Origin of the sequence: Thermoflexus hugenholtzii JAD2, assembly GCF_900187885.1 — a bacterium.
GTDB lineage: Bacteria > Chloroflexota > Anaerolineae > Thermoflexales > Thermoflexaceae > Thermoflexus > Thermoflexus hugenholtzii.
In genome coordinates, this window is record NZ_FYEK01000066.1 from 56,673 (window position 1) to 73,525 (window position 16,853).

Genomic DNA, 16,853 nt, shown 5'->3' on the forward strand with positions numbered 1-16,853 from the left:
CACCTTCCTTTCGGAGGGTCAAGGGGTGGATCCGGGGGAGGGGGATCCGCGGCCCGGGGTTTCTTTGAGGTGTTGCTTCAAGCGCTGGAGGCGTTGCTCGTGGCCCTGGCTCCACGCGCGGGCGGCGTCGCGCAGGTGGCGCGCCCACTCCTCCTGTTCCTCCAGCAGCCCGCGGAGGAGCTGCTCCAGGCGCGGCCACTGCCGCTCCAGCTCCTCGATCCGCCCGCCCAGCTCCCGGTGCTCCCGCTCGTGGGCGGCCCAGCGCTCCTCCCGCAGGAGGTTCAGCTGGTGGAGGCGCCGCTCCTGGGCCGCCTGCCATTCGTCCCACTCCTGCCGCAGACGCGCCTCGCTCAGCCGGAGGATCTCCGTCATCTCCCGCAGCCGGTTCTCCCATCCCTCGCGCAGGGCCCCCAGCTCCCCTAAGGCCTGCCGGCTCTCCCGCGCCAGATCCTGGAGCTGGTGGAGGGCGGCGTGGTAGTCCTCGATGCGGGCCAGGCGCTCCTCCACATGCTGCTCCAGGCGGCGGAAGGCCTGGAGATGCTGGAGATCGGCCAGGCGCAGCGCTTCGGTCTGGGCGGCGATCTCCTCCAGGCGGGCCTCGATGGGCTCGAAGCGCCGGGGCTGCTTGCGGAGCTCCTCCTCCAGGAGGGGGAAGCGCTGGGCCAGCTCCTCCACCCGCCGCCGCTGATCCACCTGCCCTTGCTCCAGGTCAGCGATCCGCTTGAGGGTCTGCCGGCCTTGTTCCTCGAGATAGGTGAGGCGGGGACGGGTCTCCTCCAGCCCGCGGCTGATTTCCTCCAGGCGTCGGGCCTGGGCTTGCAGGAGCGAGACCAGACGGTCCAGCTCCGCGCGCCGGGAGACCAGCTCCTGCTCCGTCCGCTCCAGCCGGGGGAGGGTTTCCCGGAGCTCCTCCACCGTGCGTTGGAGCTCCCCGATCTGAAGCTGCAACGCGGTTTGTCCTTCGCGGAGCTGGCGTTCCATTTCGTCCAGGCGCCGCTGGATCAGCGCGGTCACCTCCTCCCGCAAGCGGGTGAAAGCAGGCTCCGCCTGGGCCGGGCGAGTGGCCTGGGCCTGCGCCGCGGCCAGGGCCGCGGCCAGCTGGCGGATCTGCTCCCGAGCCTGCTCCAGGAGGGCGGTCAGCTGATCCACCCGTTGCTGAAGCAAGGCGATGGTCTCTTTATCCTTCCGTCGCTCCTGCTCCAGCCAGAGGACGGTCTGGCGGGTCTGTGCAAGCTCCATCTCGATCTCCGGCCGCACAAGGCACCTCCTGGCAGATGTGCAGGGGTTCGACGAAAGCCGTTCCGCTTGCTCCAGCGCGAGACGCCGGAGGACATCTCCGGCGCCTGTTGTAGGTTCAGTCTACACGGTTTTTCCGAGAGCGGGGCCACGGACCTCCCCAGCTGGTCATCGCCTCCTCTTGACAAAATCGAAATCCCGCGTATATTTAGAGCCAAACTCAGGGAGCCGACCCTGCGCATGGAACGCTGGACATCCTGGATGGTGTGCATCAAAAAAGCCGCTGCGCCTCCGGGCCCGGACGGTAGTCCGGTCCTGACGTAGCGGCTTTTTCATCCGTCAGGATCCCACCCCCAGGCTACCGTCCGGTGGCCTGGGGGTTTTCTTTTTCCCAAACCCGACGGAAGGAGGTCCATCATGTCCCAGGCGATCTGTCCGGAGTGCGCGGCCGGCGTGCCGCTGCGGGAGGACGTCATGCTCCACGAGTTCCTCACCTGCCCCGAGTGCGGGACCGCCCTGGAGGTGGTCTCCCTCTCCCCGCTGACCCTCGACCGGGCGCCCCAAGTAGAAGAGGACTGGGGGGAGTGAGCGATGCGGATCGCCCTGTTCTGCTCGCTGGTGCGCACGGAGGAGAAGTGGCTGCTGGAGGCGCTCCGACGCCGGGGGGCAGAGGTCGAGGTCCTCCACGATCGCTCCACCGTCCTGGAGGTCGGAGCTGCAGAAAGCTGGCGCCGGTTCGATGCGGTGCTAATGCGCTCCCTCAGCCACTGGCAGGCCTTCCACGCCGCCCGGCTGCTGGAAGACCTGGGGCTGCCAGTAATCAACCCCTCTACGGTGATCCACACCTGCTCCGACAAGCTCCTCACCACCGCCGCCCTGGTCCGGGCCGGGATTCCCACCCCTCGGGTGAAGGTCGCCTTCTCCCCCGAAGGCGCCCTGCAGGCCATCGAGGAGATGGGCTACCCGGTGGTCCTCAAGCCAGTGCTGGGCTCCTGGGGCCGGCTGCTGGCCCGGGTGAACGACCGCGACGCCGCGGAGGCCCTCCTGGAGCACAAGGAGACCCTGGGGGGGTTCGCCCACGGCGTCTACTACATCCAGGAATACATCCCCAAGCCAGGGCGGGACATCCGGGCCTTCGTGGTGGGCGGGGAGACGGTGGCCGCGATCTACCGGACCTCGGCGCACTGGATCACCAACACGGCCCGCGGCGGGCGTGCCCTCAACTGCCCCATCACCCCGGAGCTGGCGGACCTCTGCGCCCGGGCGGCGGCCGCGGTGGGTGGCGGGGTGCTGGCCCTGGACCTCTTCGAGGATCCGCGGCGGGGGCTGCTGGTCAACGAGATCAACCACTCCATGGAGTTCCGCAACTCCGTGGAGCCTACCGGGGTGGACATCCCGGGGGCGGTGGCGGACTTTGTGCTCCGGGTGGCCCGGGAGGGCTGGGCCGCAGCCCACCGCGCTCTTCCCCAGGAGGTCGGGCGATGGAACGGGTCCGCATCAGCATCGTAGGCGCCTCGGGATATGTGGGCGGGGAGCTGCTGCGCCTGCTGCTCCGGCATCCCTACGTGGAGATCGCCCAGGTCACCTCGGAGTCCCATGCCGGGGAGCCGGTGCATCGCGTGCACCCGCACCTGCGCAAGGCGACGGGTCTGACGTTCTGCCGCATGGCGGACCTCAAGCCATGCGATGTGCTCTTCATCGCTCTCCCCCATGGCCAGGTGGCGCCCCGCATCGAGGCCTTCGCGGCCCTGGCCCCCGTCCTCGTGGACCTCTCCGCGGATTTCCGGCTCCGCCGGCCGGAGGACTATGCCCGCTGGTATGGCCATCCCCACCCCCATCCGGAGTGGCTGTCCCGCTTCGTCTACGGCCTGCCGGAGCGCTACCGGGCGGAGCTGCGCGGGGCCCGCGCCATCAGCGGGGTCGGCTGCAACGCGACCGCCGCCATCCTGGCCCTCTGGCCCCTGGTCCAGGCCGACCTGCTCGACCCGGAGCGGCCGGTGATCGTGGACATCCAGGCCGCTTCCTCGGAGGCCGGGCGCGAGCCGAACCCGGGCTCCCATCACCCGGAGCGCCATGGGGCGATCCGCCCCTATGCCCCCGTCCAGCACCGGCACACCGCCGAGGTCCGCCAGGCCCTCGGCCGCGAGGGGGTGGTCCTCTCCCTCACCGCCGTGGACGCCGTGCGGGGGGTGCTGGCGATCGCCCACGCCTGGCCTCGGGATCGCATCGCCGAGCCGGAGCTGTGGCGGATCTACCGGGCCGCTTACGGCGAGGAGCCCTTCATCCGCCTGGTGAAGGATCGTCAGGGCGTGCACCGGCTGCCGGATCCCAAGGCGGTGGTGGGGAGCAACTTCGCGGACGTCGGGTTCGCGGTGGAGGAGGAGACGGGACGGATCGTGGCCCTGTGCGCCCTGGACAACCTGATGAAGGGCGCGGCGGGCTCCGCCGTCCAGTCCCTCAACATCGCCATGGGCTGGCCGGAGACGACCGGCCTGGATCTGATCCCCGTGTATCCCGCGTGAGGGGAGGCGGAAGGATGTGGGTGATCAAGCTGGGAGGGAACGCAACGGTGAACGCGGAGGCGGTGCTGGAGGAGCTGGCCGCCTGGGCCCGGGAGGGCCGGCGCTGGGTGCTGGTCCACGGGATCTCGGCGGAGGCCGACGCGCTGGGGGAGGCCCTGGGCCATCCGCCCCGCTACATCACCTCGGCCTCGGGCTTCACCAGCCGATACACCGACGCCCGCACCCGGGACATCCTGCTGATGGCTTACGGCCGGGCGAACGCCCACCTGGTGGCGGCCCTTCATCGGCGCGGCGTCCCGGCCATCGGCCTGCGGGGGATCGACGGCGGGTTGCTCCAAGCCCGGCGGAAGGAGGCCCTGCGGGTGCGGGAGGGCGAGCGGATCCTGATCCTGCGGGGCGATTACTCGGGCACCCCGGCCGGGGTGAACGAGAGACTCCTGCGCCTCCTGCTGGATCAGGGATTCTACCCGGTGATCGCCCCGATGGGGCTGACGTCGGATGGGGAGATCGTCAACGTGGATGGGGATCGGGCGGCGGCGGCTCTGGCGGCCGCCCTCAGCGCGGAGGGCCTGATCTTCGTCACCGGGGCGCCGGGGTTGCTCCGGGCCTTCCCCGATGAATCCACCCGGGTGCCGCGATTGACCCTTCCAGAGCTGGAAGCGGCGATGGCCTGGGCCCAGGGCCGGATGCGCCACAAGCTGCTGGCCGCCCGCGAGGCCCTGACGGGCGGCGTGCCGCAGGTGCTCCTGGCCGACGGCCGGCGGCCCGCCCCCCTCGCCGCGGCCCTGAACGGGAACGGCACCCGAATCGAGGCCGACGGGCACGGGTGGGTCGAATGAATTCGACCTTGGCAGACCTCCGGCCGAGGGTCGGCCTGCGCTGACCGAAGAGACATTGCGTCGGCGAAGGCCGATGCCTGGCGCGAAAGCGCTTGAGAAGGCCGATTTCAATCGGCGTGAGAGCACGTCGAATGAATTCGCCCTTGGGAGGCCTTCGGCCAACGCTCCGCCTGCGCCGACCGTAGGGGAAAAGGCGTCGGCGAAGGCCGATTCCCATCGACACCCATCCGCGGGAGGAAGAGGACAATGGACATACGAGCGATCGAAGAACGCTACACCAGCGGGGTTTACCCCAAGCGAGAGCTCGTCCTGGTCCGCGGCGAGGGCGTTTACGTGTGGGATGAAGCGGGACTGCGCTACCTCGACGCCACCGGCGGTCAGGGCGCCGCCCTCCTGGGCCACAACCCGCCGGCGGTCCGCATGGCCCTCCAGGAACAGATGAACCGCCTGATGGTCTGCCCGGAGATCTTCTACAACGATCAGCGGGCCGCCCTCCTCCGGGCCCTTCAAGAGGTGCTCCCCGGGAACCGGGAGTGGCGCATCTTCCTCTGCAACTCCGGCGCCGAGGCGGTGGAGGCCGCCCTCAAGTTCGCCCGCCTCCGCACCGGGCGGTCGGAGATCATCGCCGCCCGCCGGGCCTTCCACGGCCGCACCATGGGCGCCCTCTCGGCCACCTGGAACCCGGCCTATCGCCAGCCCTTCGAGCCGCTGGTGCCCGGCTTCCGCCACATCCCCTTCAACGATATCGCCGCCCTGGAGGCCGCCATCGGCCCCCAGACCGCTGCGGTGATCCTGGAGCCGGTTCAGGGGGAGGGAGGTGTGTGGCCGGCCGACCCCGCCTTCCTGCAGGCGGCGCGGGCGCTGTGTGACCGCTTCGGGGCCCTGCTGATCTTCGATGAGGTGCAGACCGGGTGCGGGCGGACGGGGCGCTGGTTCGCGGCGGAGCACTCCGGGGTGGTCCCCGATCTGCTCGCCCTCGGCAAAGGGTTGGCCGGGGGGTTCCCCATCGGCGCCCTCGCCTTCCCCGCGGAGTGGGGCCCGATGCCCGTGGGCGCCCATGGCTCCACCTTCGGCGGGAACCCGATGGCCTGCGCCGCGGCCCGGGCGACCCTGGAGACGATCCGCCGGGAGCGCCTGGTGGAGCGGGCGGAGCGGCTCGGCGCGGATTTCCGGGAGCGCCTCCGTCAGCTCCGATCCCCTCTGATCCGGGAGGTCCGCGGCCTGGGCCTGATGGTGGGCGTGTCCCTGCGGGTCCGCGCCACGCCGGTCCTGCGCCGGCTGATGGCGCGGGGCGTGCTGGCGCTCCCCGGCGGGCCGGACGCCATCCGTTTCCTGCCGCCCCTGATTGTGGAAGCGCACCATTTGGCGGAGATCGCCGCAGCCCTCGAGGAAGCCCTGGTGGAAACATCCCTTCCCGTTCCCTCGACTTTGGAGGAAAGCCCATGACCGCGCAGGAGGCGCTCCCCATCCCCGATGAGGAAGCCTTTTGCCTGCTGGAGGAGCTGGTGCGCATCCCCAGCCCCTCCGGCGCGGAGCGGGAGGCCGCTGCCTTCCTGGTGGACTGGATGCAGCGCCATAGCTTCACCGCGTGGATGGATGATGCGGGCAACGCCATCGGGGTCCTCGGGGAAGGCCCCCGCACGCTGATGCTGCTGGGCCATCTGGACACCGTCCCCGGGGAGATCCCGGTGCGGGTGGCGGACGGCCGCCTCTACGGCCGGGGCGCCGTGGACGCCAAGGGGCCCCTCGCCGCCGCCCTCGTCGCCGTCGCCCGCGTCGGCCCACGTCCCGGATGGCGCTGGGCGGTGGTCGGGGCGGTAGAAGAGGAAGCCGCCACCTCCCGGGGCGCGCGCCACCTGCTGGGCACGTGGCCGCCGCCGGAGATGGTCCTCATCCTGGAGCCCAGCGGCGTCGACGCCATCACCCTGGGCTACAAGGGACGGATGATCCTCCACGTCCGTCTGGAAGCCCCCCATCGGCACAGCGCGGTGCCCGAGCCGGGGCCCGCGGAACGACTGGTGGCGCTCTGGCTCGCCCTGCGGGAACAGGCCCGCGCGGCTTCCCCCGGAGCCGCCCTTTTCGAACAGATCACCCCTTCCCTCCGCCGGGTGATCGCCGATGGCGACGGCCTGCGCGAGTGGGCCGAGATGACCATCGGGTTCCGGCTCCCGGAGGCCTGGCCGCCGGAACGGTGGCGGGAGGTCATCCGGCCGACCCTGGAGGCGGCCGGGGCGATCTGGCGGACCGAGGGGGAGGAGCCGGCCTGGCGGGCCTCCGTGGACACCCCTCTGGTGAAGGCACTGCTGGAGGGGATCCGCGGGGAGGGCCTGCGGCCGCGGCTGCTGCTGAAGTCGGGGACCTCGGACATGAACGTGGTGGGACCCGCCTGGCGTTGCCCCATCGCCGCCTACGGGCCCGGCGATGCCCGGCTCGACCACACGCCGGAGGAGCACATCATCCTGGCGGAATACCTTCAGGGCGTTCGCGTGCTGACCCGCGCCCTGAAGTGGATCGCGGAGGGCAACCGGTAAGAGACCGATCCCGATGAAAGGAGGGAGCGCGATGCCGCTGGATCAGTTCTACATCATCGAGTCGACCCTGCGGGAAGGAGAGCAGTTCGTCGGGGCCCATTTCTCCACCGAAGACAAGATCCGCATCGCCCGGGCCCTGGATGAGTTCGGCGTCGAGTATATCGAGCTCACCAACCCCTCCGCCTCGCCGAAGAGCTTCGAGGACTGCCGCGCCATCGCCCGGCTGGGGCTCCGGTGCAAGGTGCTCACCCACATCCGCTGCCACCTGGAAGACGCCAAGCGCGCCCTGGAGACCGGGGTGGACGGCATCGACGTGGTCATCGGCGTCTCCTCGTATCTGAGGCGGTTCAGCCACGGGATGAGCGTGGAGGAGATCATCGATCGGGCCGCCGAGGTGCTCACCTTCATCCGGGAACAGGCCCCTCACATCGAGCTGCGCTTCTCCACCGAGGACACCTTCCGCAGCGACCCGGCGGACCTCCTCCGGGTGTATCTGGCGGTGGACCGGCTGGGGGTGGTGAACCGGCTGGGGATCGCTGACACCGTGGGCATCGCCACCCCGAGCCAAGTGGCCTGGCTGGTGGGCACCCTGCGTCGGCTGACCCGGGCCGACATCGAGTTCCACGGCCACAACGACACCGGCTGCGCCATCGCCAACGCCTTCGCCGCCCTGGAGGCCGGCGCCACCCACATCGACACCACCGTCCTGGGCATCGGGGAGCGCAACGGGATCACCCCCCTGGGGGGCTTCATCGCCCGGATGTATACGATCCACCGGGACCTGGTGCGGCGCAAGTATAACCTCAAGAAGCTGCGGGAGCTGGAACAGATGGTGGCGGAGATGGTGGGGGTCGAGATCCCCTTCAACAACTACATCACCGGCCTGGCCGCCTTCACCCACAAGGCCGGCATCCACGCCAAGGCCATCCTGAACAACCCGGAGACCTACGAGGCCCTGGACCCCCAGGACTTCGGGATGACCCGCTACATCTCCATCGCCCACCGGCTGACCGGATGGAATGCGGTGAAGGCCCGGGCGGAGCAGCTGGGGCTGAGCCTGAGCGACGAGCAGATCCGGGAGATCACCGCCCACATCAAGGCCCTGGCGGATGAGAAGCGGATCACCCTCAACGACGTGGACGAGATGCTCCGGCGATGGGCGGACGGACACAGGGAGCCGGATCCGGTTTGGGAGGCGCGGGGATGAGCGGGCAGACCTTCGCCCAGAAGGCCATCGCCCGGGCGGCCGGGCTCCCCGACGTGGCCGTGGGGCAGATCGTGGACGTGCGCCCCGACCTCATCCTCAGCCACGACAACACCGCCGCCATCGCGGCCATGTTCTACCGGCTGGGCCTGAAAAAGGTGCGCGATCCGGACCGCCTGGCCATCACCCTGGATCACGCGGTGCCGCCCCCCACCCCGCGCCACGCCCAGAACCACGCGGAGATCCGCCGCTTCGTGGCCGAGCAGGGCATCCGGAACTTCTTCGAGGCCGGGCGGGGGATCTGCCATCAGGTGCTGAGCGAGGAAGCCCTGGTCCTCCCCGGCCAGATGATCCTGGGCGCCGACAGCCACACCACCCACTTCGGCTGGATGGGCGCCTTCGGGGCCGGGGTCGGTCGCAGCGAGGTGCTGGCCCTCTGGGCCACCGGGGAGATCTGGCTGCGGGTGCCGGAAAGCATCCGCATCGTCCTGACCGGCCGCCTGCCCCCCGGCGTGACGGCCAAGGACCTGTGCCTCCGGATCTTCCGAGATCTGGGGGCCGACGGCGGGCTGTATCGCTCCGTGGAGTTCACAGGGGAGGGAGTTCGCCATCTCTCGGTTGAGAGCCGCATGGTGATCGCCAATTTCATGGCCGAGTTCGGAGTTAAGAACGCCTACCTCCCCCCTGACGACCGCGTCTTCGACTGGCTGGCCCCGCGCCGGGCCCGGCGGACCGGGGAGCCCATCGAGGCGGTCCGTGAGCGCATCGCCGCCGGAGCCCTGTATCCGGATCCAGACGCGCCGTATGAGGCGGAATACGTCTACCGCCTGGAGGATCTGGAGCCGATGGTGGCCTGCCCGCACGCCGTCGATCACGTGCGCCCCCTCCGGGAGGTCGCCGGGACCCGCATCGACATGGCCTTCATCGGCACCTGCACCAACGGGCGCCTGGAGGACATCGCGGCGGCGGCGGCGATCCTGCGCGGGCGGCGGATCGCCCCGGGCGTGCGCCTGCTGGTCATCCCCGCCTCCCGGGAGGTCCTGGAGGAGGCCCTGCGGCGGGGCTTCATCCAGACCCTGGTGGAAGCGGGGGCGATGATCGGGATTCCGGGCTGCGGCCCGTGCATGGGCAACCATATGGGGATCCCGGCCCCCGGGGAGGTCGTGATCTCCTCCGGCAGCCGGAACTTCCGGGGGCGGATGGGGACGCCGGACGCGGAGATCTACCTGGCCAGCCCGGCGGTGGTGGCCGCCAGCGCCCTGCGGGGAGTGATCACGGATCCCCGGGAGATCGCAACTTGAAGAACCGACGCTTAGGGAGCCGGAGGGCCCGGATGCGTCGCCCGCTGCGCCAGCCAGCGCCGGACCTGATCCTGCGCCCACTGCGCATCCGCCGGTGGGAGCGGCAGGGGCGGGATCGGCCCGGTGTAGTCGATCTGCTCCGCATATCGAGCGCGTTCATAAACCTCGTCGAGGGCTTTCTGCAAGTCCAGCGGCGCATCCGGGAACGGGGGCCGCAACGGAACCGCCACCACCGGCAGGGGATCCCGCAGATCGATGAACCAGACCAACAGGCCGGGATGTTGCGGCCGGTAGAGGGCGACCACGTAATCGCTGCGCCCGGCCAGCGGCTCCGGCCGGCTCCCCGCCCGGAGCAGATCGATCTCCAGCCAGTTGGCGCCGCCCTGCAGGAGCAGCCGACGCTTCTCCTGCATGGCCTGCTGTCCCCGCGATCCCTTCACCTTGTTGGCCGGCGACAACACCTCGATCGCGGTGACGACCTGATGCGTGCGGGCGTCCCGGATCTCCAGGTAGGCATCCCGGATCTCAGGCTCCACCAGGGCTTCCACTACCGTCGGCCTATGGAAGGATCACCGGCGTTCGGACCTATACGCGCTTCCATTGTATCGGATCCGCCCTTCAGCGTCAGTGAGAGGCACGGAGATCCCGGTGGGTCAGGAGGGGATCAGCGATGCGGCTGCGAGGACGTGTGTGGAAATATGGGGACCACGTCAACACCGATGTGATCTTCCCGGGCAAATACACGTATACAATCACCGACCCGGCGGAGATGGCCCGCCATGCCCTGGAGGATCTCGACCCGCGCTTCGCCCGCGAGGTGCGGCCCGGGGACATCATCGTGGCGGGGCGGAACTGGGGGTGCGGCTCCTCCCGAGAGCAGGCGGTGGTCGCCCTGAAGGCCGCGGGGGTGCGAGCGATCGTCGCCAAATCCTTCGCCCGCATCTACTTCCGCAACGCCGTCAACCACGGCCTGCTGCCCATCGTCTGCCCGGAGGCGGTGGAGGCCATCGAGCCCGGGGAGGAGATCGAGATCGACCTGGAGGCGCACTGCATCCGCTGTCGCGCGGGGAGCTTCCCCTTCCCGCCCCTCTCCCCCACGATCCGGGAGATCCTGGAGGCCGGAGGGCTGCTCCCCATGCTCTGCCGCCGGCTGGGCCTGCCGTTCCCCCCGGAAAACATCGGCGGAGCGGGCGGCGACTGAAACGAACCGGGCGGGACCTGGCAGAGGGTCCCGCCCGATCCACCAGGCGGAGGGGGAGGGATTCGAACCCTCGAGGGGGGCTTTTCGCACCCCCCACCGCTTAGCAGGCGGTTCCGTTAGGCCACTCCGGCACCCCTCCGGGCGATGCCCTCAGGCGGAGGGAGGGGGATTCGAACCCCCGAGGAGGCGCTCAGGCCTCCCAGCGGTTTTCAAGACCGCCGCCTTCAGCCGCTCGGCCATCCCTCCATCCGCAATTATGCCCGACCTGGGCCGCCCCGTCAAGCCGGGGCGCCTCACCCGCAGAGCGCGTCTCCTCTCCGCCTCGAACGGAGAGAGCTTTCCAAATCCCCCGCTTCGGATATAATGATCTTGACCTTTCGGCCGGGAACTTCGAATGATCCCGATCAGCGACAGTCCGCGAAGCCGCACGATCCCGATCGTCAACTGGACCCTGATCCTGGTCAACGTCTTGGTTTTCCTGCTGGAGCTGTCCATGCCTCCTCGGGCATTGGATCGTTTCCTCTTCGCCTGGGGCGCGGTGCCGGTGCGGGTGTGGGGAGCCTTGCTGGGGCAGGCCGATCCCTTCTGGCTGGTCACGCTGATCACCAGCCAGTTCCTGCACGGGGGATGGGCCCATATCCTGGGCAACATGCTCTACCTGTGGGTGTTCGGGGACAACGTGGAAGACCGGATGGGACACCTGCGTTATCTGGTCTTCTACTTGCTCTGCGGGGTCATCGCCGGCCTGATCCAGACCCTGGTCCTCTTCGGCTCGCGGGTGCCGCTGATCGGGGCCAGCGGAGCCATCGCCGGGGTGCTGGGCGCCTACCTGGTGCTCTATCCGGGAGCCCGGGTGACCGTGCTGGCCCCTTATTTCTTCTTCGGCCTGGGCTTCTTCGAGGTCCCCGCCGCCCTGCTGCTGGTCATGTGGTTCCTGTTGCAATTCATCAATGGCATGGCGGCCATCACCACTGCCAGCCCCTCCGTCGGCGGCATCGGCTGGTGGGCCCATATCGGCGGGTTCGTGGCCGGCTACCTCCTGGTCCGCCTGTTCGCCCGACCCCAGCGCCCCCGCCCGATGCTTCCCTATGACTTCTACGATCCATATCGATGGTAGCGAGGCGCCGGGAGCCTCCCACTTCCCACCAAGCCCTAAAGCGAATAAAATTTCTAATCAAAATGCGAACCTGGGGTTTTTCCGGGCTCTGAGTCACGCGCCCGAAAGGGCACCGGGGACTTCCGCTCAATCCGAGTCGATCCGAAATCCGGAGGAGTATTCCATGGAAGATCGAGGCCGGTATCCGGAGCGGGAGTTCGTGATCCACACCCAATCGATCCATCTGGGGGGGAGCGTTCCGCCCATGAGTGAGAAAGCGAAGGTCCTGGTGATCGACGACGATCTGCTTCTGCGGGAGGTGCTGGCCCGTGCCTTGACCCAGGAAGGTTATGAGGTTTTGACCGCGGAGACCGGAAGGGAAGGCCTTCTCCTCTTCGATCAGCATAACCCCGACCTGGTGATCCTCGATGTGTTGCTCCCGGACCTCGACGGCTGGGAGGTCTGCCGACGGATCCGCCAGGTCTCCACAGTGCCCATCCTGTTCCTGACGGCCCTAGAGGGGATCCCGGAGCGGGTGCGGGGGCTGGTCCTGGGCGGCGATGATTATATCGTCAAGCCCTTCGCCGTCGAGGAGCTCCTGGCCCGGGCGGAGGCCATCCTGCGGCGGGTGCGCCAGGCGGCTCCGATCGAAGGGGCCTCCATCCGGCTGGGGGATGGCGCCCTAGTGATCGACCGGGAGCGGCGCCAGGTATGGTTCCAGGGACGCCTACTGGAGCTCTCCCCAATCGAATACACCCTCCTCCTTTATCTGGCGGAACGGGCCGGGCGGGTGGTCTCCATCAACGAACTGCTCACGGCCGTCTGGGGCGGACCCCAGGAGGGATCCATCCAGGCCCTTCGCTGGTATATCTGGAACCTTCGCCAGAAGATGGAGACCAACCCGCATCGCCCCCGCTGGATCCAGACGGTCCGTCGCTACGGCTACCGGCTGAACGGTTGACCCGGGCGAGGGAGATAGCCTGGAGCGGGCCGGATCGAGCGGAGCCCGCGGGAGGATGCATAGGGCTCTTCCCCCAGGCTTTCACGCCTCCAGCAGGGGGAGCAGGATCGGATGGACATCGCACCAGGGCTCCCCATCGCTGTATTCGAGGAGGCTCAAGTTGGCCAGGAACTCCCGGGTCCGCTCGTTGTTCACAAACGCCCGCGTGCGGTGATATCCCCGGAGCTCCCCGTAATCCTCCGGCCGCAACGTCCCTCGGTAATCGTTCTGCAGCTGGATCACCGCGCCCTGCATCTCGGAAAGCCCGACCCGATCCCGCCCCATCGCCAGGCCGTGGAGGATCGCGGACTGAAGCAGCTGGATGAGGGTCAGGGGAACCCCTCCGCTCATGCGGACGGCCAGGTCGACGGCTTCCGAGTCGATCAGATAGGGCTCCATCCGCCGCTCCACGATCTCCCGCATCACCCGGTAACCTTCCGGCCGCAGCTGACCGTGGCGGTCATAAACCATGACGTTGGGGATCAAGAAACGCTCGCTGAAATGACTGCGGATCTGCAGGAACTCCCGGGCGTAACGCAGGGTGATGGGGAAGGTGAACAGGATGTGGGCGCGCAGCTCCGCCAGCAGGGCTGCATGGTTTAAGAAGAGCCCCAGCGCCCGCTCGAAGGCGAGCTTGTCCAGATCCTCCACGATCACCAGCACCGGCCGGCGGGCGTTGGAGCGGATCTCCTCAATCAGGAGGTTGGTGCGGGAGACCAACTCGAAGAGCCGCAGCTCCGCCCGCTCCCGGACCATCCGGCGGGTGCTGCTCTCGGTTTTCACCCGCCCCTCCAGCTTCAGGGCCAGCAGGTTCAGCGCCGCCTCGGCCGAGGCCTCCCGGGAGGGGCGGACCATCTCCTCCTCGACGATCTCGTGGGTCAACCAGCGGTAGAGGTCCTCCAGCATCCCCACTCCGACCAGCCCCCGCTTGCGCCCCTTCAGGATCCGCTCATCGGTGGCCTGCTGGAGCAGCCGCAGGGCGATGGCCAGGATCAGGTCCACGTAGGTGAGATCCGTGAGGTTGAGGATCTCCAGCACGGAGAAATGGACGATGAAGAAGCGCCCTTTCAGGAGGCCGCTCAGGCGGTTGAGCTCGGTGCTCTTGCCGCTCCCCCGGTGGCCGGAGAACAGGACCTTCACCGGCTCATCCATTGCCTCCAGATAAGCCTTCAGCTCCAGGGTGGGGACGTCCGGCCGCTCAACGTAATAGGCGGCCAAGGCCCGCCCCGCCAGGGGAACCCGCGGGTCGAACAGGTTAAGCGCTTCCTTCAAAGTGCGCGCCCGCACCGCCATCCGCACCTCCGGGATCATATCTATTAGGAGCGGCTTTAGCCGCGAACCCCCCCCATCTCGAAGAACGAGGGTTTGGCGCGAAAGCTCCCTACGTAAGACAGGGTGTCAGGGCTCCTACAAAACCGTCTTTCGTAGGAGCGGCTTCAGCCGCGACCCTTGCGCCATCGAGAACCAGAGGTTCAGAGTTATCGAAGCGGCTTTCACTGCGAACCTTTGCGAAGTCGTTGTTCACGGCTGCGCCCCGGCGCCGGACAGAAAGATCTCGGTGCCGCAATAGGGGCAGCGGATCACGCCCTTGCCAGCCAGCTCCAGGGCGCCCCCGCAGCGAGGGCACTGGCCAGCGTCCCGCAGGGCAGCAGCCTCGGCGGAGTAGAGCACCCCCTCCGACCAGTTCACGTAACCGGAGAACAGGCCCATGTGCACCAAATCGTAGATCCACGCCCGCACCTGATCCCGGGTGGCCCGGAGCTCCAGGGCGATCTCGGGGAGCGAGACCTGCCCCCGGGCCTGGATCATGCCCAGCAGCCGGCGCTGCTTCTCTGCCGCCTCTGCCTCCTGTGCTTCCACAGCTCCCCGGCGCCACAGGTAAACCCCCAGGCCGATCAGCGGCGAGAAGATGACCAAGATCAGGAAAACCCCGATGCCGAGCCCGCCGGGCGTGAGGGCGCCCGTGGACCACTGGATCAGCAGAAACCCTGCGAAGGCCAGGATCAGAAACAACCCCGTCCCGCTCAGGATCCCTCCCAGCGTCTGCATCGTCCGCGGATGCATCCTCCGCCTCCTCATGAAGATCGCGCTTAGCCGAACCCACTGCGGCCGCCGCCGTCCCCGCCCCCGCCGAAGCTCCCCCCTCCGCTCCAGCGCCCTCCCCCACCCCGCTCCGATGGCGGACGGCTGACGAAGGTGTCAGCGGCGGTGTTCAGCATCGCCGTTAACCCCTCGGAGAACGCATTGAGGCTCCCGGTCAGCGAGGAGGCCAGATCATCGAGAGACGGCACACCTGGTCCCCCTTCCACAGGAAGCGGCGCCGCATGCCCCGGCACCCGTCCCGAAGCCCCAGGAGTCGTCGGCTGGATCCACGGGCGATACCAGGGAGGCGGCGGGAGGTCCGGGGCGATCTCCTGCCACTGGCGCAGGAAACGACGCTCCTTCCCGAAGGCGATGGCGTAGGGAAGATACTGCTCCAGCCGGGCAGAGGCCTCCTCCGGCGCCATCTTCCGGAGCGCCCGCAGACCCCGGGCGAATGCCCGCCACTGAGCCGCCCGCTCCGCCCCCTTCCGGGTCCGCCGGGGCATATGCGGGGCGATCAGCAACCAGGCCAGCGCAGTCCCTCCCAGCCCGACTGCGATGGCCCATATCCCCCACAGCCCCCGGGCGCTCTCCTGCGCGGCCAGGATCCCTGTCAGGACCGCCAGCCCGCCCGCCAGCACACCCGGGATCCGATAGGCGTCCCGCACGCGATCCGGACGGGCGGAGAACCACCCTGCCTGGACGACGGCCCGATAGAGGGCCGCTTCCAGCTCCGGGAGCCGCCGGAAGAACCGGTGCCGCAGATCCCGCAGGCGCCGCTCCGTGGATCCATCGAACAGCGCCTGCATCAGCAACCGCTCGAAGGGTTGCAGCGCCGCCTCCGATCCGGTCCGCCGCAGCCGGAAATCCCGGGCGAAGCCCTCCCGGATCTCCTCAATGGTCAACACCCCTCGACGAGCCAGATCCACCACCGTCGCCAGGATGTCCCGCAGATCCGCCCGCTCGTCCAGCAACACCCCCACCAGCCCCGGAGGATCCGGGAAGGGAGGCTCCGTCAGCAAATCCGGCCCGCTCCCGACGTAAGGATCCCGCCCCCATCGCGCCCAGACCCCTACGGCCAGCGCGGGCCCGGCCGCCAGCACGAACAGCCCGACCATGAGCAACGCCAGGTTATACAGCGGGAGTCGATCCTCCCAGACCTGCCACGCGGGGGGCTCCGGCGGGAGGATCCCATGGGGGAACTGAACCCGGACCTCGAAGGATTCGTCGGGGGCGAGGGGGCGCCGGGCCTGAAATCGAACCACCTGCCCGCCTTCCTCCGCGATCCCATCGGCCGGGCCGTAGGCGGCGATGCGCTGCGCGATCGCTCCTGGGGGCAGATACACAGTCACCGTGCTCTCACGGATCTCGTAAGCGTGCTCGGCCGGCAGCGGGTTCCACCAAAGCTGATCGCCCGCCGCGTAGCGCCGGATCGCCCCGCGAACCTGATACCGGAGATAGAACGTGCGGCGCGCGTTCGTGGTCGGCGGGAAGAACCAGCGGACGGTGACGGCCTCGACCCCTTCCTCCACGGTGTAGGTGAACGGTTCCCCGGTCGAGGCGCGGCGATAGGGATACCCCTCCTCCCCCATCTCCAAGATAGTGATCCCCTCGGTGCGTCGGAGGGGGATCTCCCGGAAGCCCCGACGGAACGTCCCGAGGAACCGGATGGCCTGACGTTCGACCACCTCCAGGGTCCCATCCGGCCGCACGTGGAGTTCGACGTCGAAGTGCTCCGCGACCAGAGAAGAGGACTGGGCACGGAGCCCAGGCACGGGCCCGAAGAGCCCCAGGAGCATGATCAGGATGCCGGACACCCATCGCAGGGGAACCCGCATGGA

16 protein-coding genes and 2 tRNA genes are annotated in these 16,853 nt (G+C 68.9%); 11 read left to right on the forward strand and 7 right to left on the reverse strand.

The genetic code is table 11. The features are described 5' to 3' along the window. Positions 1 to 18: 18 nt before the first annotated feature. The gene (locus CFB18_RS12460; RefSeq protein WP_088572124.1) at positions 19 to 1,257 is read right to left on the reverse strand and encodes a coiled-coil domain-containing protein; all 1,239 of its coding nucleotides are present in this window, start codon (positions 1,255 to 1,257) and stop codon (positions 19 to 21) included. A 396-nt stretch (positions 1,258 to 1,653) separates the two neighbouring features. On the opposite strand from CFB18_RS12460, the gene lysW reads away from it, so the two are divergent. The 8 genes from lysW (at position 1,654) to CFB18_RS12500 (ending at position 9,633) form a co-directional block, all read left to right on the forward strand. Continuing rightward, positions 1,654 to 1,824 (forward strand): lysine biosynthesis protein LysW, encoded by a 171-nt coding sequence (gene lysW / locus CFB18_RS12465; protein WP_088572125.1) that lies wholly within the window; start codon positions 1,654 to 1,656, stop codon positions 1,822 to 1,824. A 3-nt stretch (positions 1,825 to 1,827) separates the two neighbouring features. Then, entirely contained in the window at positions 1,828 to 2,745 is a 918-nt protein-coding gene (gene lysX, locus CFB18_RS12470; RefSeq protein ID WP_088572126.1) for a lysine biosynthesis protein LysX, read from the forward strand. Further along, positions 2,718 to 3,758 (forward strand): N-acetyl-gamma-glutamyl-phosphate reductase, encoded by a 1,041-nt coding sequence (gene argC / locus CFB18_RS12475; protein WP_088572127.1) that lies wholly within the window; start codon positions 2,718 to 2,720, stop codon positions 3,756 to 3,758. Before lysX ends, argC begins: the two co-directional genes overlap by 28 nt. Positions 3,759 to 3,772: 14 nt before the next feature. Continuing rightward, positions 3,773 to 4,597, forward strand: a complete 825-nt coding sequence (locus CFB18_RS12480) for a [LysW]-aminoadipate kinase (protein ID WP_088572128.1) — start codon at positions 3,773 to 3,775, stop codon at positions 4,595 to 4,597. A 246-nt stretch (positions 4,598 to 4,843) separates the two neighbouring features. Continuing rightward, a complete protein-coding gene (locus CFB18_RS12485) occupies positions 4,844 to 6,043 on the forward strand; it encodes an aspartate aminotransferase family protein (RefSeq protein ID WP_088572129.1) in 1,200 nt (399 codons plus the stop codon). Continuing rightward, positions 6,040 to 7,128, forward strand: coding sequence for a [LysW]-lysine hydrolase (locus tag CFB18_RS12490; protein WP_088572130.1), 1,089 nt, complete (start codon positions 6,040 to 6,042; stop codon positions 7,126 to 7,128). The genes CFB18_RS12485 and CFB18_RS12490 overlap by 4 nt, the downstream gene beginning before the upstream one ends. A gap of 37 nt (positions 7,129 to 7,165) precedes the next feature. Continuing rightward, on the forward strand, positions 7,166 to 8,335 hold the full coding sequence (gene lysS / locus CFB18_RS12495; protein WP_407084016.1) for a homocitrate synthase: 1,170 nt from the start codon (positions 7,166 to 7,168) through the stop codon (positions 8,333 to 8,335). Further along, positions 8,332 to 9,633 (forward strand): 3-isopropylmalate dehydratase large subunit, encoded by a 1,302-nt coding sequence (locus CFB18_RS12500; protein WP_088572132.1) that lies wholly within the window; start codon positions 8,332 to 8,334, stop codon positions 9,631 to 9,633. The genes lysS and CFB18_RS12500 overlap by 4 nt, the downstream gene beginning before the upstream one ends. A gap of 11 nt (positions 9,634 to 9,644) precedes the next feature. On the opposite strand, the gene CFB18_RS12505 is transcribed toward CFB18_RS12500, so the two are convergent. Beyond that, positions 9,645 to 10,181, reverse strand: a complete 537-nt coding sequence (locus CFB18_RS12505) for a DUF4058 family protein (RefSeq protein WP_088572133.1) — start codon at positions 10,179 to 10,181, stop codon at positions 9,645 to 9,647. 122 nt (positions 10,182 to 10,303) lie between these two features. On the opposite strand from CFB18_RS12505, the gene CFB18_RS12510 reads away from it, so the two are divergent. Next, positions 10,304 to 10,834 carry a 3-isopropylmalate dehydratase small subunit gene (locus CFB18_RS12510; protein ID WP_088572134.1) on the forward strand — a complete coding sequence of 177 codons (531 nt, stop codon included), beginning with the start codon at positions 10,304 to 10,306 and terminating at the stop codon, positions 10,832 to 10,834. Between the two features lie 47 nt (positions 10,835 to 10,881). Here the strand turns inward: CFB18_RS12510 and CFB18_RS12515 are convergent. Then, a tRNA-Ser gene (locus CFB18_RS12515) sits at positions 10,882 to 10,973 on the reverse strand. 16 nt (positions 10,974 to 10,989) lie between these two features. Then, a tRNA-Ser gene (locus CFB18_RS12520) sits at positions 10,990 to 11,080 on the reverse strand. Positions 11,081 to 11,228: 148 nt separating this feature from the next. On the opposite strand from CFB18_RS12520, the gene CFB18_RS12525 reads away from it, so the two are divergent. Next, complete coding sequence (locus tag CFB18_RS12525) at positions 11,229 to 11,951, forward strand: rhomboid family intramembrane serine protease (RefSeq protein WP_088572135.1); 723 nt, start codon at positions 11,229 to 11,231, stop codon at positions 11,949 to 11,951. A gap of 163 nt (positions 11,952 to 12,114) precedes the next feature. Further along, positions 12,115 to 12,891: a response regulator transcription factor gene (locus CFB18_RS15425; protein ID WP_159461747.1), complete on the forward strand. Its 777-nt coding sequence runs from the start codon at positions 12,115 to 12,117 to the stop codon at positions 12,889 to 12,891. 81 nt (positions 12,892 to 12,972) lie between these two features. On the opposite strand, the gene CFB18_RS12535 is transcribed toward CFB18_RS15425, so the two are convergent. The 3 genes from CFB18_RS12535 to CFB18_RS12545 all read right to left on the reverse strand — a co-directional run bounded on the left by CFB18_RS12535 (position 12,973) and on the right by CFB18_RS12545 (position 16,850). Beyond that, a complete protein-coding gene (locus CFB18_RS12535) occupies positions 12,973 to 14,223 on the reverse strand; it encodes a hypothetical protein (RefSeq protein WP_088572136.1) in 1,251 nt (416 codons plus the stop codon). A 228-nt stretch (positions 14,224 to 14,451) separates the two neighbouring features. Further along, positions 14,452 to 14,994: a TFIIB-type zinc ribbon-containing protein gene (locus CFB18_RS12540; protein ID WP_088572137.1), complete on the reverse strand. Its 543-nt coding sequence runs from the start codon at positions 14,992 to 14,994 to the stop codon at positions 14,452 to 14,454. A gap of 26 nt (positions 14,995 to 15,020) precedes the next feature. After that, positions 15,021 to 16,850 (reverse strand): DUF2207 domain-containing protein, encoded by a 1,830-nt coding sequence (locus CFB18_RS12545; RefSeq protein ID WP_159461748.1) that lies wholly within the window; start codon positions 16,848 to 16,850, stop codon positions 15,021 to 15,023. Positions 16,851 to 16,853: the final 3 nt, after the last annotated feature.

Bases quoted from the DNA above. Each gene is read 5' to 3' on its own strand.
- lysW (WP_088572125.1), top strand. From the start codon at position 1,654: ATGTCCCAGGCGATCTGTCCGGAGTGCGCGGCCGGCGTGCCGCTGCGG.
- lysX (WP_088572126.1), top strand. From the start codon at position 1,828: ATGCGGATCGCCCTGTTCTGCTCGCTGGTGCGCACGGAGGAGAAGTGG.
- argC (WP_088572127.1), top strand. From the start codon at position 2,718: ATGGAACGGGTCCGCATCAGCATCGTAGGCGCCTCGGGATATGTGGGC.
- CFB18_RS12480 (WP_088572128.1), top strand. From the start codon at position 3,773: ATGTGGGTGATCAAGCTGGGAGGGAACGCAACGGTGAACGCGGAGGCG.
- CFB18_RS12485 (WP_088572129.1), top strand. From the start codon at position 4,844: ATGGACATACGAGCGATCGAAGAACGCTACACCAGCGGGGTTTACCCC.
- CFB18_RS12490 (WP_088572130.1), top strand. From the start codon at position 6,040: ATGACCGCGCAGGAGGCGCTCCCCATCCCCGATGAGGAAGCCTTTTGC.
- CFB18_RS12500 (WP_088572132.1), top strand. From the start codon at position 8,332: ATGAGCGGGCAGACCTTCGCCCAGAAGGCCATCGCCCGGGCGGCCGGG.
- CFB18_RS12510 (WP_088572134.1), top strand. From the start codon at position 10,304: ATGCGGCTGCGAGGACGTGTGTGGAAATATGGGGACCACGTCAACACC.
- CFB18_RS12525 (WP_088572135.1), top strand. From the start codon at position 11,229: ATGATCCCGATCAGCGACAGTCCGCGAAGCCGCACGATCCCGATCGTC.
- CFB18_RS15425 (WP_159461747.1), top strand. From the start codon at position 12,115: ATGGAAGATCGAGGCCGGTATCCGGAGCGGGAGTTCGTGATCCACACC.
- CFB18_RS12535 (WP_088572136.1), bottom strand. From the start codon at position 14,223: ATGGCGGTGCGGGCGCGCACTTTGAAGGAAGCGCTTAACCTGTTCGAC.
- CFB18_RS12540 (WP_088572137.1), bottom strand. From the start codon at position 14,994: ATGCATCCGCGGACGATGCAGACGCTGGGAGGGATCCTGAGCGGGACG.
- CFB18_RS12545 (WP_159461748.1), bottom strand. From the start codon at position 16,850: ATGCGGGTTCCCCTGCGATGGGTGTCCGGCATCCTGATCATGCTCCTG.